Genomic DNA, 12,016 nt, shown 5'->3' on the forward strand with positions numbered 1-12,016 from the left:
CCTTTGTCTGAAAATGGGAGGGCGGACTCAGGAAAACGCCTGACAGACCCCGCACCAGGCTTCGCGATGACCGCCCTTGCGCAAGCCATCAGCGTCCGTCGTCAGGCTGTCGTAATCGCCGCAGATAGGCGAGGCCCAGATCCCCGCACTCCTTGAGCAGGGCGCCACCACCATGGGCCTGCACCCCGAGTGCCTCTGGCGCCAGCATGGCCAGGGGATAGCGCCGCACCGTCAGCCCGCTGAGTGTCTGCTCGCCCTCTGTCGCCTCCCCCGCCATGAAGAGCGCCACCCCCTCATCGTGCAGTATGGCCACGACCACTTCCTCGTCATCCAGCCAGGGGGCCAGCGCCTCTTTGCGTGCATCCGTCAGGCGCGCCGGGCGATCCAGCCGCCAGTGATCGAGCTCGAGGGCGCCATCGGCCGGATCTGGCCGACGCCCGTCATGGTGCATGCCAGTCTTTTCCATCACCCGGCCTGAGGCGAGGTTGCCCGGCATGTGGCGGGCGGTGAGGGCAGGCAGGTGCCACTGTTCGAAGGCAAACGCCCTGACCAGGTTCGCGGCCCGGGTGGCCAGCCCCCTGTTCTGCCAGGGCACGCCGACCCACCATGCCAGCTCCCCGTGCCAGTGCAGGGAGAGGGTGCCGACCAGGGGAGCGGGCTCGTCTTCACGCCCCTGGGGCAGAGTCAGGGCCCAGGTGCATCCCAGCCCGAGAGCAGCCTTGCGCCCGCTCAGGGCAAGCCAGTCCCGCGCCGCCTCCGGCGAATAGGGGTGGGGGATGTTGAGGGTATAGCGGGCGAGCGCCGCATCCGAACAATAACGCAGGATGGCGCTCTCATCGCCGGGCAGCAGGGGGCGCAGCACCAGCGCGTCCTGCCCGCCAGGCTCGCGCAGCACCGGGGTCATCAGGCGGCGGGCAAGCAGGCGTTGCAGGGCAACCTCAAGGTCGTCATCGGCACCGAGGCGGTGATCCGCCCCCACGGGCCCCAGGGTGAGCAGGCCGCTCTCTCTGGCCAGGGTCAGCAGGGAGCCGGAGGCAGCGATCAGGATCTGCCGGTCCGGCTGTGTCACCATCAGCGGGGAGGCGGCCTCCCCCAGCCAGGCGGCAAGCAGGTCGCGGGCAAGGAGAATGCCATCTGGCGGGCTGACCGCCCAGGGTGCCATCTCCCTCGCCTCCCCTTTGCCAAGCAGCAGCCACCAGCGGTTTCCCTGGTGCTGCCAGGCCTGCAACGCCGCTTGCCAGGAGGGGCGCCAGAGCGCACCCTCGATCAACAGATCCATTCCTTCCCCCACATCCGCCCCCCGGATCAGGCACCGGGTGCCCGGGCGGCACCACACTCCTGTCTGAGGCAGCATAAGCAGCTGCCAATGAGTTGTTAAACCATATGTTTACCATGGTTAAACGGCATACCCCATGAAAAAATGCCATATGGCTGACTTGATGGCGGTCACATTCCTTCCCCTCCTCGCTTCCTATCATGCCCCCATCATGGCGTGACCAAAGACGCCCATGAAGGACAACGGATAACAAGAGAACACACTATGCAGCCAACCAGCCCACTCAAAACGGTAGTAGTCAGTACCCTGGCGACCGCCCTGCTGATCTTCGTGGCCCAATCCCTCATCGGGAAGCAGGAGATCAGACTCGGCATCGCCATCATCCCCATCCTGCCCATGCTCTTTGCCGTCATCATCGGCATGATCGTCTCCGCCAAGCCCGTCAAGGATCGCATTCCCGGCTGGAAGAGACTCTTCACCGAGCGAGAAGAGGGCTTCTGCGGCAAGATGGTGGGTTTCAGCCTGCTGATCCTCGGGACCCAGTATGCGGGGATGATCATCCCCAACCTCAAGATGATCCTGAGCGTCGGCGTACCGCTCTTCCTGCAGGAGATAGGCAACCTCCTGCCCATCCTCATCGCCATTCCGCTGGCGGTGAAGTTCGGCTTTGGCCGCCGCGCCATCGGGGCCTGCTCCTCCATCAGCCGTGAACCCTCGGTCGCGGTGATCCAGGGCAAGTTCGGCACCGGCTCCCAGGAGTACATCGGCGTGCTCGCCATCTACCTGTGCGGCTCCGTCATCGGCACCCTCTGGTTCAGCGTGCTTGGCAGCATCGCCCCCCTCACGGGGCTGCATCCCCTGGCCCTGGCCGCCGGTTCCGGCGTGGGATCCGGCTCCATGCTGAGCGCCGCCTCCGGTGCCCTCATCAACGGCCTGGACGAGGCGATGGCCCAGCAGGTGCTCAGCATCGCCGCCGCCTCGAATCTGCTCTCGTCGGCCCTGGGGGCGCTCTCCCTCACCTATCTGGGTCTGCCGCTCGCTGAAAAAATCTATGCCCTGACCGCCAAAGGAGAGAAAGCATGAAAAGCATCGTGATGGATATGCGCTTCGTCTTCCTGGCGATCCTGCTGGCCATGTTCACCCAGACCCTGACCTCGGGCCTGCCGCTGTGGCAGATGGGGGACAGCTTCATCGCCATGTCCCTGGTGGTGTTCGCCTCCCTGGTGACCAAGCGCTACCTGCCCTCCTCCCTGCCGGCCTTTGCCTATGCCACCATCATCGGCATTCTCATCTGCCTGCCCGAGACCCCGGTGCGCGGCCTCTTCATCGATGCCGTGGCCAAGATCTCCTTCCTCTCCTGCTGCGTGCCGCTGCTGGCCTTCGCCGGCCTCTCGGTGGGCGGTCAGCTGGAGGAGCTCAAGAAGATGTCGTGGAAGGTGATCCTCATCTTCATGATCGTCTCCACCTGCTGCTTCTTTGGCGCCTCCCTGGTTGCCCAGCTCGGTTTCTCCATTCAAGGGATCATCTGATGAACCACTACCATATCGAACCTGACCTGTTGGCCCTGCGCGACTTCAGCTACGAAGTGCGCCACCACCTGCACCGCATCCCGGAATACTCCGGGGCCGAGTTCAAGACCTCTGCCTACTGCCGTGGGTTGATGGAAGAGTTCGGCTACAGGATCACCCTGTATCCCGGCTTCACCGGTTTTCACGGGGATCTGGCGGTCGACCCCACCCTGCCCACCATTGCCTTTCGTGCCGACATGGATGGCCTGGAGATGCACGACATGAGCGAGGTGGCGTTCAAATCCACCCATGAGGGGATGGCCCACAACTGCGGCCACGACTCCCACATGGCAATCGCTCTGACCGCCGCCAGGTTTCTGGCCGCCAACCGCGAGCGCCTGCGGTACAACGTCCGCTTCATCTTCCAGATGGCGGAAGAGGACATGCGCGTCCCCGGTGCCGAAAAGATGGTGGAGCTTGGCTGCATGAAGGGGGTGGACGAGGTCTATGCCCTGCACAACGACGGCGCCATGGAGACGGGCACCATCAAGTTCAACCAGGGGGTCATGTCCTCCTGGGGGTCGGCCTGGACGCTCGATGTGCACGGCATCTCCGCCCACGGCTCCACCCCCCACAAGGGGCTGGATGCCATCCGGGAGGCGGTGCGGATCATCGAGGACATGGACTACATCGTCGCCAAGCGCACCAGCCCGTTCAGCCCGGCGGTCTTTGGTTGCGGCATGATCAACGGCGGCACCATTCCCAACGCCATCGCCGATCATGTGCAGGCCCGTGGCACCATCCGCGCCATGGACGCCGAAACCGACCAGATCCTGAAAAACAGCTTCAGGGACATCATCGCCCAGAGCGAGCTGCGCGGCTTCAAGACCACCATGGTCCATGCCGGCTACCCGGCGGTGGAGAACCACCCCCAGGCCTGCGAGCGCCTGCAACAAGCCGCCTCGAATGTGTTGTCCAGCGACGGGATCAACGCAAAGGGCCAGCCCATGACCGGCAGCGAGGACTTCAGCTACATGATCAACGCCACGCCAAGCCGCATGGGGGCCATGTTCTTCCTCGGCAGCGGTAATCAGGCCAAGGGGATCTGCAACTACCTGCACGCGAACCCCTATTACCTGGACGACGACTGCCTGCTGGTGGGAGCCCAGATCTTCGTCAATCTGGCGACCAGGGTCGACTGACGGGCCAGGGGGATCTGCCACTACCAGCACCACGTCAGTCCCCTACTACCCGGACGACGACTGCCTGCTGGTGGGTGCCCATATTTTCGTCAATCTGGCGACCCGTACCCCCTAAGCAGCAAGGGGGCTGCCGCCCCCCGAGGCCCTGCTGGATGATGGCGATCTGCTGCTCGGCACCCGGAGCGCCGTCAATCTGGTGACCACGACAGCCGGGAGAGAGGGATCACCGGGAAAAGGCAGCACAGGACACCACTTACCACAAAAAAGAGAGGCCACTGGCCTCTCTTTTTTGCATCTATGCAGCACCTCTGACTCCCCCTGACGGCCTTCAGAGCCAGGGCAGGGTCGCAGACGGGGCGGGCGTTCCCTGGTTGAGCAGCGCCAGCTGCACCGTCTCCCGGCTCACATGGGGGGCATAGAGGTGGATGAAGTCGTACATGTAGTCCCGCAGGTGGGCGTGCCTGCGCAGGCACACATGGGCCACGCTCGAGGCGATCAGATGATCGATGTTGAGGCAGACCAGGCTCTCCCTGTCCCCTTCGTCGAACGCCGAGGTGGCGATCACCCCGACCCCCATCCCCAGGCGCACATAGTGCTTGATGATGTCGCTGTCGGTGGCCGTCAGCACGATGCGGGGGCTGAGGCCATGGCGTCCGAACGCCTTGTCCATCTTGGATCGGCCGGTGAAACCGAACACATAGGTGATGAGGGGATACCGGGCCAGATCCGCCATGGCCAGCGGCTGGCAGTCCAGCAGCGGATGGCCGTGGGGCACCACCACGCTGCGCCCCCAGCGATAGCAGGGCACGGTCGCCAGCTCGTCGAACAGGTGCATGGACTCGGTGGCGATGGCCATCTCCACATCCCCGTTTTGCACCATCTGCGCCAGTTGGGCAGGGGCTCCCTGATGCAGCTGGATGCTCACCTCGGGGTAGCGGCGGGAGAATTCGGTAATGACCGCCGGCAGCTTGTAGCGGGCCATGGTGTGGGTGGTGGCGATGCGCAGCACCCCGCTGGTGGCCAGCTGATCCCCGAGGGAAAGCTGGCCAATCTGCTCCACCTGGGCCACCACTCCCCTGGCCAGCTCCATCACCTGCTCCCCCATGGGGGTCAGGCCCGACAGGTTCTTGCCCTTGCGGGTAAACAGCGCCAGCCCCAGCTCCTCTTCCAGCATCTTCATCTGCTTGCTGAGGGTCGGCTGGGAGGTATAGAGCTTCTCCGCCGTCGCCGAGATGTTGAAGTTGTTCTTCACTATCTCGGTGAAGTTCTTGAGCCGGGCGATGTTCATCAGGGTGCCAGGCGCTCGATGTGCCAGCCGTCCCCCTCGCGGGTGTAATAGAAGCGATCGTGCAGACGGTGCTCCCCGCCCTGCCAGAACTCGACGGTGTCGATGCGCACCCGGAAACCACCCCAGAAGCTCGGCAGCGGCACCTCGCCATTGGCAAACTTCTGTTTGAGTTCGAGGAACTTGGCCTCCAGCACGCCACGGGCCGAGATGCGGGTCGACTGTTTGGAGACCCAAGCGGCAATCTGGCTGTCCTTGGGACGGCTGTGGAAATACTTCATCACCTCGAAGGTGCTCATCTTCTCCACCCGGCCGGTCACGTGCACCTGTCTGTCCAGGGTATGCCAGGGGAAGAGCAGGCTGATGCGGGGGTTGCCCTCCAGCTGATGCGCCTTGCGGCTGCCCATGTTGGTGTAGAACACCATGCCGTCGGCATCGTAGTGCTTGAGCAGCACGGTGCGCTGCCAGGGCTGACCATCGGCATCCACGGTGCCCACCACCATGGCGGTGGGATCGGTCAGTTTGGCCTCGCACGCCTGGGCCAGCCACTTCTCGAACAGGGCGAGGGGCTCGGCCGGCAGATCGGCCCGGTGCAGTCCACCCCTGGTGTATTCGCGACGCAGATCAGCCACATCCATCATCTTGATTTTCCTTCTCTCTTTCTCTGCCGCCCGTGCGGCGATGGGTGCAGGCATTGTGCGACGAGCGCGCCATGGGTACAAGCCTCGGGGCGGCCAAATGGCGGAGCAAAAAGAGAGGGAGGCTCATGCCTCCCTCTTTATGCCGATGACCGTCAGCCTACTGCTTGCCGTCAACCGGCGGGCAATGGGCCAGCATGCGCCGGTTGTAGTCCGCCGCATAGGCGCTCAGCCTGGCGTGGGCCTCCTTCTGATCCGGCTTGATGACATCCCCGAATCCATCGAGATAGCGCACGCCGCAGCGCGCCTTGGCCGCCGCCTGCTGATCCGCCGCGATCCCGGGCGCCACCTCGCCGCGCCCGGCCCGCACGATCAGCCGGTAATCCTGCCTGGCAAGGCTGGCGCTGACCACCTGATCCAGGGTGTCTGCATCGGCCTGACAACCGCCGAGCAGGGTGAGCAGCAGCACCCCGGCCAGTCTCATGCCCGCCTCCGCTGCCAGCCCAGCAACGCCAGGGCCAGGGTCCAGAAGCCGAGGGCCCCGCCGCCACCGCTTCCCCCCTCTTCACCGCGCTGGGTGACCGAGAGCTTGAGGGGACTGATGGCGAAGAAGATGTTGTCGCTGCACGCCACCTTCAAGCGGGCAGTGCCGTCCTGGCCCGCCGGGATGGTGACGCTCGCCGAGCCCGAGTTGGGTTTGCCGCTGGCAAGGGAAGTCCAGTTTGCCCCCTCGTCCCGGGTCATGAAGAGATCCACCTTGCTGCAGTTGATGGGGGCGGCATTGGTGCCGGCCACTTCCCAACTGATGGTCTGCGTCTTGCCCGCCCCCAGGGGGGTCACCACCGGGCTGGTCAGGGCAAAGGCCTTGCCGGTGTTGACCACCTGGATCTTCATGTCATCGCTGGCGACACCGCCCTTGCCGTCCCGCGCCGTGAGGCGGAAGTTCAGGTCCCGGTTGGTGGCAGGCCAGGCCTCCCCTATCGCCAGGGTGTTGGTGAGCAGGGAGGTGAGACTCGGCAGGGTGCGCTCCGGCACGCTGGTCGGCGCCACGAAACGGAACAGCGGACGGCTGCCGTCGTCCACCATGGTGGCCGGGCTGCTCGACTCCGTCCCCAGATCGATCTGCTCCCAGGTGTAATTCAGCGGATCGCTGTCAAGATCGGCCCCCGCCCCCTTGAGCACGAAGGGGGTGTTGGCAGGGATGACGTAGTCATTGCCTGCCGCCACCTGGGGCGCATTGTTGACCAGCGCCAACGGGGTGCCGCAATTTGGCACCGTGGCCATGTGGGCCCGCATCTGCTCGATGGACTTGCTGTGGAAATAGGGCTCGCTGTGGGGCTGCAGATCTTCGTCTCCGCAGATCCCCGCATAGGCCATGATGGAGCTGCCGCTGCCCGGCTCCCAGGCTTGGCTTGCCTCCCGGTTGCCGCCGCCACAACTGCCTGTGGTGCCGTTGAAGGTGTGGTCTGCCCCGAACTGGTGACCAATCTCGTGGGCCACGTAGTCGATGAAGAAGGCATCCCCCACCGGCTCGGGGGAGCCCGTCATCCCCGCCGATTTGTCTGGGGTGCAGAGTACGCCCAGCCCCGCCAGGCCGCCGCCACCGGTGTTGACCACATGGCCGATGTCGAAGGCCCCCAGCCCCTTGGTCAGGGCATCGGCCTGCACCTGCATGTTGGCATCGACATCGCCGTCATCATTGTTGAAGGGATCGTTCGCCACGTCGGTGAAGATGATGGTGTCGTTGCCGCTGGCCAGTTGGAATTCGGCCGCCACGTCACGCTGGTAGACCTCGTTGACCCGGTTGAGCAGGGTGGTGATGGCGCCAAGACCCGCCTCCACGGTACCGCCGTGATACTGGGTATACTCCCCCGCCGCCGAGATGGCGATGACATAGCGCTTGCGCTCGTTGCCATCCACCAGCACCTGGCGGGCCAGCTTTTTGGCCTCGCCCCCGATCACCTTGTCCGCCTCTTCTTCCAGCCGGCTGTGGGCATCCTGCTGGTAATAGACGGCATAGCCTTCCCCATTGCGAAGGGGATCGACGAACACCATCTTCCCTTCATGGCTGAACATGGCGTGGAATCCCTGGGGACCGAGATCGAAGCGCCCGGTCTCGCCCGGCGCCGCTTCGTTGTACCCCTTGAAGGCAAGGATATCGGGATATTTGGCGGCCAGATCCGCCGGCAGCAGATCATAGGGTTGCAGGCTGAAGGTCACCTCCTTGCCATCCGGCAGGGGCAGGGTCAGGCGGCGCTCGCCCCCCTTCAGGGCAGCCAGGTAATCGGTGGAGACGGTGACGATGCGATACTGGCTGGCCCTCACCTCGTACCCATCGGCGGCGGTGGCCCGCGCCGTGACCGTATGCCACTCGCCGGCCATCAGGTTGCCGGACGTCATCAGACCCGCCACCAGCACCGCCAGCGGAGAATATTTCATCAACTGCATCTTTTTAATTCCTTTTTAAACGGATTCACCTGAACTGCCACGGCATCATTTGCCCGCTGGTCCGATTAGTCCAGCAACATCCTCTGTACATTCCCCGAATGGGGAAGGTTGCACCAATGCAGACTAGCCCCTATCATGGCGCGGATTTGTCCGTTCCAGAACCCCTCTTCGACGGGGCCGGTTCACTCTTTCTTTGGCCAAGGTTAATCTCATGCTCAAGTCCCCACTGTTGCCCCGTTTCGGGGATCTGGTCGTTGCCATCGTTGACGATGTGCTGGGTCAGGGTCTTACCCTCGACCGCGCCTATGCACGTCACTTCTCCGGCATCGAACTCAAACCGCAAGAACAGGCAAGGATTGCCCTGGTCACCGGCGATCTGCTGCGCCGCCTCAGCCTCTACTGCTTCCTCACCGGCATCCAGGTCCGTCAGGCGGAGAAGAATGTCTGGCCGCTGCTGCACAGCTGGCACGCCTTCCACAAGATAGATCAGCCCAACCACCCGACCCTGGATCGCTTCAACGAGGAGGCGTTCCGCCGCCGCCTGACCGAGGCCAAGAAGAACCCGGTGCTGATGGACGGCTGCCCTGCCTGGCTGGAAAAACTCGGCAGCGAGCAACTGGGCGACGCCTGGCCGGCCGAGCGTGCCGCCCTGGCCTGGATGCCCAAGCGTTACCTGCGGGTCAACACCCTCAAGTGCACCCGGGACGAGCTGCAAGCCATGCTGGCCAAAGAGCATGTCACCACAGTGCCCGTCGACGGAGTGGAGACCGCCCTGCAAGTGACCTCGGACGCCGCCCTGTTCCGTACCCAGGCCTTTGCCGACGGCTGCTTCGAGCAGCAGGATGCCGGCTCCCAGCTGGTGGCCGCGGCCCTCGACGTCAAGCCCGGCATGCGGGTCATCGACGCCTGTGCCGGTGCCGGCGGCAAGACCCTGCACCTGGCCGCCATGATGCAGGGCAAGGGCCGTCTGCTGGCCATGGACGTGGAAGAGTGGAAACTGGAGAACCTCAAGCAGCGCGCCCGCCGCGCCGGTGCCCACAACGTGGAGACCCGGGTCATCACCAGCAGCAAGACCGTCAAGCGCCTTAAAGAAAGCGCCGATCGCGTGCTGCTGGACGTCCCCTGCTCCGGCCTTGGCGTGCTCAAGCGCAACCCGGATGCCAAGTGGCGCGACACCGCCGAGCGCCTGCCGGTGCTGGTCGCCCTGCAAGAGGAGATCCTGCAGCGCTACAGCCAGATGGTGAAGGTGGGCGGCCTGCTGGTCTACGCCACCTGCTCCATCCTGCCCGAGGAGAACCGCCAGCAGGTGGACAAGTTCCTCGCCGCCAACGAGCACTTCCGCCTGATCGGCGATCACAACGTCAGCCCGGCCGAGACCGGCTTCGACGGCTTCTACATGGCGCGCCTCGAGCGCATCGCCTGATGTCTGTCGTGGGCACAAAGAAAAGGGGAGCCAGTGGCTCCCCTTTTTGCATGGTATGAATGCGGCCTTATTCGGCGGCAGCGTCATCCTGCTTGTGCTTGGCGGCAGTTTCCTTGATCAGGGTCTGCAGCTCGCCGGCCTGGAACATCTCGATCATGATGTCGCAACCACCGACCAGCTCGCCCTCGACCCACAGTTGCGGGAAGGTGGGCCAGTTGGCGAATTTCGGCAGCTCGGCGCGGATGTCCGGGTTCTGCAGGATGTCGACATAGGCGAAAGGCTCGCCGCAGGACATCAGGGCCTGGGAGGCCTGGGCAGAGAAACCGCAGCTGGGCAGCTTGGGGGATCCCTTCATGTAGAGGATGATGGGATTCTCAGCCAACTGCTGTTTGATCTTTTCAATAGTTTCCATAAATGCCTCACTGGAGCGATTTCGGCGGCCATTCTACTGCAATCCGGGCAGACCACAAACTGGCAAACCGTTGCGAATGAAAGAAGTCATGCATCAATACGCCGCAGCTTGATCCGGATCATGGCAAGAATCAAGGGTTGTTCGCCCATCTTTGATACTGCTACAATCGACGGGCTTTGGGCCGTCTGGCCCCCTCATTTCAAGAACAATTCTTTTCAAGATAGAAAAGAGTACGCAATGTCTTGCAACCGTCGCCTTCGCACGGACCAGCCAATGGAGAGTAGAAAATGGCTTTCGAACTTCCCGCTCTGCCCTATGCAATCAATGCTCTGGAACCGCACATCTCCCAGGAAACCCTGGAATACCACCATGGCAAGCACCACAACACCTACGTGGTCAACCTGAACAACCTGGTGCCGGGTACCGAGTTTGAAGGCAAGTCTCTGGAAGAGATCATCAAGACCTCCACTGGTGGCGTCTTCAACAACGCTGCCCAGATCTGGAACCACACCTTCTACTGGCACTGCCTCTCCCCGAACGGCGGTGGCGAGCCCACTGGCGCCCTGGCCGATGCCATCACCAAGGCCTTCGGCTCCTTCGCCGAGTTCAAGGATGCGTTCACCAAGTCTGCCATCGGCAACTTCGGCTCCAGCTGGACCTGGCTGGTGAAAAAGGCTGACGGCTCCCTGGCCATCGTCAACACCTCCAACGCCGGTTGCCCGCTGACCGAAGCCGGTACCACCCCGCTGCTGACCGTCGACCTGTGGGAACACGCCTACTACATCGATTTCCGCAACCTGCGTCCGAAGTACATGGAAACCTTCTGGGCCCTGGTCAACTGGGAATTCGTGGCCAAGAACCTGGCTGCCTGATAAGCCTTTCTTGCCAAAACGCCCCGCACTTGCGGGGCGTTTTTTATGGTCGAACACCTGCCATCGACAACAAAGGCGCCCGCAGGCGCCTTGTGGAAGATGACCGTGCTTACTGGTCTATCTCGTCCATGTAATCGTCGAGGTTGCCATCATCCGCCGCCTCTGGCTTCTGCTCCTGGAGCTCGGGTTTGCGGCCCGTCACCTTGCCATCGTTGTACTGCAAGTAGAAGTCCTTGGTCAGGGCGTAAGGATCCAGCGCGTTGTCGATGATGCGCTCCTGATCGATCAGCTTGGAGCGGGTACCGAGGCCATCCAGCGCCCAGTGCACCACCTTCAGCGGGAAGGTCAGCAGGGCATAGGGGAAGTAGATGGTATCGATGGTATCCCCCACCAGTTGCCGGGTGGTAGTGGGACCGTAGACCGGCACCATCAGATAGGCGCCATCCCCGATGTCGGCCTTGCCGAGCACGGTATCCATCTCCAGCGTGTTTCGAGCAAGGCCCGCATGCTTGGCCACGTCGAACAGACCGAGCAGGCCCACAGTGGTGTTGAGGGTGAAGCGGCCCAGGTTGGTACCGGCCCCTTTCAGATCACCCACCAGCAGGTGGTTTACCATGCTGCTCGGCTCGTCGAAGTTGTCCACGAAATTCTCGATGCTGTCCCTCACTCCTTGCGGGACATAGCGGGCATAGCCGTGTACCACGGGGCGCGCTACATAGGGCTCCAGCACGTCATAGTTGACGGCCCACATGGCACGGTTGGGCCCCTGGAAGGGGTCGCGAGGATCGCTGGCCGTGCTGGATGCCCCGGGGCGGCTCGGGGTCTCGCCGAGATCCAGGCTCTCCGGGCCCGGCTTGGGAGGGCCGCCCGCACAGCCCGCGAGCAGCAATGCCACCGCCAATGCTCCTGAACGCAGATACATATGAAAGTCCTAAGATTTTTTTGGGTATTG

Annotated in this window: 12 protein-coding genes; 5 read left to right on the forward strand and 7 right to left on the reverse strand. The window is 63.4% G+C overall.

Features of this window, described 5'->3' with window-relative positions:
• Nucleotides 1-88: 88 nt before the first annotated feature.
• On the reverse strand, nucleotides 89-1,279 hold the full coding sequence (locus AB5Y89_RS14340) for a GNAT family N-acetyltransferase (protein ID WP_368224020.1): 1,191 nt from the start codon (nucleotides 1,277-1,279) through the stop codon (nucleotides 89-91).
• 261 nt (nucleotides 1,280-1,540) lie between these two features.
• Here AB5Y89_RS14340 and AB5Y89_RS14345 point away from each other — a divergent pair, with 261 nt between their 5' ends.
• From AB5Y89_RS14345 to AB5Y89_RS14355, 3 genes are read left to right on the forward strand one after another with little or no spacing between them, the layout of a single operon-like run.
• Complete coding sequence (locus AB5Y89_RS14345; protein WP_010673963.1) at nucleotides 1,541-2,359, forward strand: DUF3100 domain-containing protein; 819 nt, start codon at nucleotides 1,541-1,543, stop codon at nucleotides 2,357-2,359.
• Nucleotides 2,356-2,805 carry a hypothetical protein gene (locus tag AB5Y89_RS14350; protein WP_010673962.1) on the forward strand — a complete coding sequence of 150 codons (450 nt, stop codon included), beginning with the start codon at nucleotides 2,356-2,358 and terminating at the stop codon, nucleotides 2,803-2,805. Before AB5Y89_RS14345 ends, AB5Y89_RS14350 begins: the two co-directional genes overlap by 4 nt.
• Nucleotides 2,805-3,986 (forward strand): M20 family metallopeptidase, encoded by a 1,182-nt coding sequence (locus tag AB5Y89_RS14355; RefSeq protein ID WP_368224021.1) that lies wholly within the window; start codon nucleotides 2,805-2,807, stop codon nucleotides 3,984-3,986. Before AB5Y89_RS14350 ends, AB5Y89_RS14355 begins: the two co-directional genes overlap by 1 nt.
• Nucleotides 3,987-4,314: 328 nt before the next feature.
• On the opposite strand, the gene AB5Y89_RS14360 is transcribed toward AB5Y89_RS14355, so the two are convergent.
• The 4 genes from AB5Y89_RS14360 to AB5Y89_RS14375 form a co-directional block, all read right to left on the reverse strand.
• On the reverse strand, nucleotides 4,315-5,274 hold the full coding sequence (locus AB5Y89_RS14360; protein WP_319908191.1) for a LysR substrate-binding domain-containing protein: 960 nt from the start codon (nucleotides 5,272-5,274) through the stop codon (nucleotides 4,315-4,317).
• On the reverse strand, nucleotides 5,274-5,912 hold the full coding sequence (gene pdxH, locus AB5Y89_RS14365; RefSeq protein ID WP_128313476.1) for a pyridoxamine 5'-phosphate oxidase: 639 nt from the start codon (nucleotides 5,910-5,912) through the stop codon (nucleotides 5,274-5,276). Before pdxH ends, AB5Y89_RS14360 begins: the two co-directional genes overlap by 1 nt.
• A 157-nt stretch (nucleotides 5,913-6,069) precedes the next feature.
• Nucleotides 6,070-6,393, reverse strand: a complete 324-nt coding sequence (locus AB5Y89_RS14370; RefSeq protein ID WP_316286465.1) for a hypothetical protein — start codon at nucleotides 6,391-6,393, stop codon at nucleotides 6,070-6,072.
• The gene (locus AB5Y89_RS14375) at nucleotides 6,390-8,357 is read right to left on the reverse strand and encodes a reprolysin-like metallopeptidase (protein WP_368224022.1); all 1,968 of its coding nucleotides are present in this window, start codon (nucleotides 8,355-8,357) and stop codon (nucleotides 6,390-6,392) included. Before AB5Y89_RS14375 ends, AB5Y89_RS14370 begins: the two co-directional genes overlap by 4 nt.
• A 211-nt stretch (nucleotides 8,358-8,568) precedes the next feature.
• On the opposite strand from AB5Y89_RS14375, the gene AB5Y89_RS14380 reads away from it, so the two are divergent.
• Nucleotides 8,569-9,780 (forward strand): RsmB/NOP family class I SAM-dependent RNA methyltransferase, encoded by a 1,212-nt coding sequence (locus AB5Y89_RS14380; protein ID WP_010673956.1) that lies wholly within the window; start codon nucleotides 8,569-8,571, stop codon nucleotides 9,778-9,780.
• A 67-nt stretch (nucleotides 9,781-9,847) separates the two neighbouring features.
• On the opposite strand, the gene AB5Y89_RS14385 is transcribed toward AB5Y89_RS14380, so the two are convergent.
• On the reverse strand, nucleotides 9,848-10,192 hold the full coding sequence (locus AB5Y89_RS14385) for a Grx4 family monothiol glutaredoxin (RefSeq protein WP_010673955.1): 345 nt from the start codon (nucleotides 10,190-10,192) through the stop codon (nucleotides 9,848-9,850).
• Nucleotides 10,193-10,479: 287 nt separating this feature from the next.
• Here AB5Y89_RS14385 and sodB point away from each other — a divergent pair, with 287 nt between their 5' ends.
• The gene (gene sodB, locus AB5Y89_RS14390; protein ID WP_010673954.1) at nucleotides 10,480-11,064 is read left to right on the forward strand and encodes a superoxide dismutase [Fe]; all 585 of its coding nucleotides are present in this window, start codon (nucleotides 10,480-10,482) and stop codon (nucleotides 11,062-11,064) included.
• A gap of 109 nt (nucleotides 11,065-11,173) precedes the next feature.
• Here the strand turns inward: sodB and AB5Y89_RS14395 are convergent, their stop codons facing one another.
• Nucleotides 11,174-11,986 (reverse strand): VacJ family lipoprotein, encoded by an 813-nt coding sequence (locus AB5Y89_RS14395; RefSeq protein WP_029314176.1) that lies wholly within the window; start codon nucleotides 11,984-11,986, stop codon nucleotides 11,174-11,176.
• Between the last annotated feature and the right edge of the window lie 30 nt (nucleotides 11,987-12,016).

Source organism: Aeromonas sp. s4, assembly GCF_040907855.1.
GTDB classification, from domain to species: Bacteria; Pseudomonadota; Gammaproteobacteria; order Enterobacterales; family Aeromonadaceae; genus Aeromonas; species Aeromonas caviae.

Bases quoted from the DNA above. Each gene is read 5' to 3' on its own strand.
- AB5Y89_RS14395 (WP_029314176.1), bottom strand. From the start codon at position 11,986: ATGTATCTGCGTTCAGGAGCATTGGCGGTGGCATTGCTGCTCGCGGGC.
- pdxH (WP_128313476.1), bottom strand. From the start codon at position 5,912: ATGATGGATGTGGCTGATCTGCGTCGCGAATACACCAGGGGTGGACTG.
- sodB (WP_010673954.1), top strand. From the start codon at position 10,480: ATGGCTTTCGAACTTCCCGCTCTGCCCTATGCAATCAATGCTCTGGAA.
- AB5Y89_RS14375 (WP_368224022.1), bottom strand. From the start codon at position 8,357: ATGCAGTTGATGAAATATTCTCCGCTGGCGGTGCTGGTGGCGGGTCTG.
- AB5Y89_RS14350 (WP_010673962.1), top strand. From the start codon at position 2,356: ATGAAAAGCATCGTGATGGATATGCGCTTCGTCTTCCTGGCGATCCTG.
- AB5Y89_RS14380 (WP_010673956.1), top strand. From the start codon at position 8,569: ATGCTCAAGTCCCCACTGTTGCCCCGTTTCGGGGATCTGGTCGTTGCC.
- AB5Y89_RS14385 (WP_010673955.1), bottom strand. From the start codon at position 10,192: ATGGAAACTATTGAAAAGATCAAACAGCAGTTGGCTGAGAATCCCATC.
- AB5Y89_RS14355 (WP_368224021.1), top strand. From the start codon at position 2,805: ATGAACCACTACCATATCGAACCTGACCTGTTGGCCCTGCGCGACTTC.
- AB5Y89_RS14340 (WP_368224020.1), bottom strand. From the start codon at position 1,279: ATGGATCTGTTGATCGAGGGTGCGCTCTGGCGCCCCTCCTGGCAAGCG.
- AB5Y89_RS14370 (WP_316286465.1), bottom strand. From the start codon at position 6,393: ATGAGACTGGCCGGGGTGCTGCTGCTCACCCTGCTCGGCGGTTGTCAG.
- AB5Y89_RS14345 (WP_010673963.1), top strand. From the start codon at position 1,541: ATGCAGCCAACCAGCCCACTCAAAACGGTAGTAGTCAGTACCCTGGCG.
- AB5Y89_RS14360 (WP_319908191.1), bottom strand. From the start codon at position 5,274: ATGAACATCGCCCGGCTCAAGAACTTCACCGAGATAGTGAAGAACAAC.